5 protein-coding genes are annotated in these 2,984 nt (G+C 42.4%); 4 read left to right on the top strand and 1 reads right to left on the bottom strand.

The genetic code is table 11. The features are described from left to right. From B4K20_RS11645 to B4K20_RS11630, 4 genes are all read left to right on the top strand, one after another. Window positions 1-256, top strand: a 256-nt coding sequence (locus B4K20_RS11645; RefSeq protein WP_289283005.1) for a hypothetical protein, incomplete at its 5' end; no start/stop codon positions are given. Beyond that, window positions 253-1,044 carry a zinc-dependent peptidase gene (locus B4K20_RS11640; protein WP_286304909.1) on the top strand — a complete coding sequence of 264 codons (792 nt, stop codon included), beginning with the start codon at window positions 253-255 and terminating at the stop codon, window positions 1,042-1,044. The genes B4K20_RS11645 and B4K20_RS11640, both read left to right, overlap by 4 nt. A gap of 76 nt (window positions 1,045-1,120) precedes the next feature. Then, window positions 1,121-1,534, top strand: coding sequence for a hypothetical protein (locus B4K20_RS11635; RefSeq protein WP_289283004.1), 414 nt, complete (start codon window positions 1,121-1,123; stop codon window positions 1,532-1,534). Between the two features lie 150 nt (window positions 1,535-1,684). Beyond that, window positions 1,685-2,074, top strand: a complete 390-nt coding sequence (locus B4K20_RS11630) for a hypothetical protein (protein ID WP_289283003.1) — start codon at window positions 1,685-1,687, stop codon at window positions 2,072-2,074. Here the strand turns inward: B4K20_RS11630 and cmoB are convergent. After that, on the bottom strand, window positions 2,071-2,984 hold a 914-nt coding region (cmoB, locus tag B4K20_RS11625; protein ID WP_289283002.1), incomplete at its 5' end, for a tRNA 5-methoxyuridine(34)/uridine 5-oxyacetic acid(34) synthase CmoB. The two genes, B4K20_RS11630 and cmoB, sit on opposite strands and share 4 nt — an antisense overlap.

The following is a 2,984-nucleotide window of genomic DNA, read 5'->3' as shown; positions in this document are numbered from 1 at the left end:
TGTGACACGAAATAATGGCTGGTTCTGGCAAAAGCCCTGGCCATCTCCACTGTTATTAGCTGCGACATTGGGTACAGAAATTATTGGTACATTGATGGCTGTGAACGGACTATTTATTACAGCAGTGAGTTGGGAATATGCCGGGTTGATGTGGCTATATGCATTGGTTTGGTTTGTTATCGATAATGCGATAAAAATGGGCATTCAACATTTTATTTTCAATCAACCCAGGACCAAAAAAACGCTCTCTGCATGAATATCATCCGTAAATGGCACACACTCAGAGTACTTAAACAGTATCCGATACCCTTTGGCTTATGGCATGAGGTGACCCGTCACTTACCTCTTATTGAGGCCAGATCTATTTCTGAACGAGCACGTATTCGACTATTGGCAACACTGTTTATTCATAAAAAAACATTCAGTGGCGCGGCTGGCGTAACGGTGACACCAGAAATGGCTGTTACTGTTGCGGCTCAGGCATGTGTTGCTATCTTGCATTTGGGACTCAACACATATGATGGCTGGCGAGAAATTATTCTCTATCCGGGTGCCTTTCAGATTAAACGTGATATCACTGATGAAAATGGCGTAGTTCATAAGCAAACACAAGGCTTGAGTGGCGAGTCATGGTCACGGGGACCCGTTATCTTTTCCTGGCAGGATATTAAACATGACAGCCAGCAGCCTTACCGAGGTCATCATGTTGTCATTCATGAGTTTGCTCATAAATTAGATATGTTATCAGGCCGTGCCAATGGCATGCCGCCATTACATCCGGATATGTCGTTACAGGAATGGACTGAAACTTTGACGGCAGCCTGGCAAGGTTTATTACATGACTTGGCCACACATAAACATACCTACATGGATCCTTATGCCGCCACCAATCCGGCTGAGTTTTTTGCTGTAATAACTGAGTATTTCTTCACCACACCGGTAGCATTAAAACGACATAACACGCATTTATATGAGCTATTAAAGGCTTATTACCGGCAATCGCCGCCCGATTTAGAAAAATTTCATACTAAACATCACGTTTAAGCCGCCGTTTAACACGTAACAGAAACTGTTTCTGAAAAATCCAGTCGAATCATTATCATGCTGACAAGGAGATGTTATGCAAGAGATTCTTGGCACACTTTTATTGATGGCGGTCAACTTCAGTCAGTACGATATGCCAGAAAAAAAACCTGTTATCGAACCGGTCAATCATCAGCAACTGATCGATATTCTATGTGATGGTAAAGAATGTAATGCCTTGGCATATTATGACGATAAAAAAGATATCATCTTTTATGACAAGAAACTGACCAAAGATAGCATCATCTCTCAGGGGTATATTGTTCATGAGTTAGTGCATTTTCTTCAGGATCAACATGGAGCGATGATTGAAAAGCCTGACTGCACACAGCGCATGATTCTGGAAAGAGAGGCCTATCAAGTTCAACAACGTTTTTTGCGTGATAATCATGTCATGACTTACGATGTTGACATGGCAATCCGTTTATTAAGTGGTGTATGTCGGCGCTGAGCTCTATTTGATAGTTGTTATAATCAAATCGATAGGGATATACTCGACCTTTTACGAAATGAATGATGTTACTTAACCATGTCTCTGGTGGTGCGAAATGAAATTAGAGCACATCCTTAAGTAACGTTTCTACTCCAGTTACGGAAGTCTATGTTTTCAAGCAAAAGGCTCTATATATTAAGTTTAATCAGTGTCAGCCTGATAACTACGGTAACCAGCACGAAAGCTTCTCTGGATTTATTAGCAGGCGTTGAGGCTGGAATTGATACTGATACCGCCATGACTACGCATGACTTACAACAAACCCAAAAAATCCTTTCAACAGAAACCATTGGCAAAAGTCATTTCTGGAAGAATGAGGTCACTGGCACCGCTTACGAAATTGTGATTGACCACCATTATTCTTATGGTCACTATCCTTGTCTCGCCTATGACCTTATTATTACAAAAGAGAATAATACCCAGACAAAATCTCTCGATGCCTGCAAAAACAGTAACGATCAATGGATTTCAATTACTTCTGGAGCGACAGCACTCTAGGGCGCTTTAGCGATAAACACACCGCGTTTCGGTGCAGGGTATCCTTCAATCGTTTTTGTGACGTCATTCGGATCAAGGAAATCTTTTAAAGACTCAAATGTCATCCACTCTGTACTTCTTTGCTCATCGAGTGACGTAATAGATTCATCTACACAACGCACTTCTTTGAATCCACACTTCTTGAGCCAAACCAGCATAGTCTCAGTGCTTGGTATAAACCACACATTGCGCATCTTCGCATAACGCCCTTCAGGTATCAGACTCATACCTTCTGGTCCATCAATAATCAATGTTTCCAGCACTAACTCACCGCCCGACTTCAGGCAATTTCTTAATTCCATAAGGTGAGTTAACGGTGAGCGACGATGATATAAGACCCCCATGGAAAACACTGTATCAAACCAGGCCAGTTTCTCAGGCATGTGCTCAATACCTATTGGCACCACAAAATGTCTAGCGCTGGCAATATAACGTTGCATCACATGATATTGCATGGTGAAAACAAGGGTAGGATCTATGCCCATAACAAATTCAGCACCCTCACCCAGCATTCTCCAACCATGGTAGCCATTGCCTCCGCCCACATCTAATACTCGCCGACCAAGAAGCGGACTGATATGGGGTAAGACCCTGTCCCATTTCCAATCCGATCGCCACTCGGTATTGATCTCAATATCAAAAAAACGATAAGGCCCTTTGCGCCAAGGATGAAAAGTCTGCAGACAGGTTTTCAATGCATCAATATCATGACCATTCAAGTCTAGTTGCTGACCTATTCTGACCTCACTTTGTAACTCGATTTGACTTGGAGTAATGTCAGGTAAAGCAGAAAGAGCCTCCTGCCATAAAGGCATTTTGCCATGCGTTTCTTCGGCGAGTTTTTGGTTAATTTGTTGTTCTAATGTCTGCC

This window comes from Methylophaga sp. UBA5088, assembly GCF_002414625.1.
GTDB classification, from domain to species: Bacteria; Pseudomonadota; Gammaproteobacteria; order Nitrosococcales; family Methylophagaceae; genus Methylophaga; species Methylophaga marina.
The sequence above is the reverse complement of the archived record's forward strand: the minus strand, read 5'-3'. Positions and strand labels throughout refer to the sequence as shown.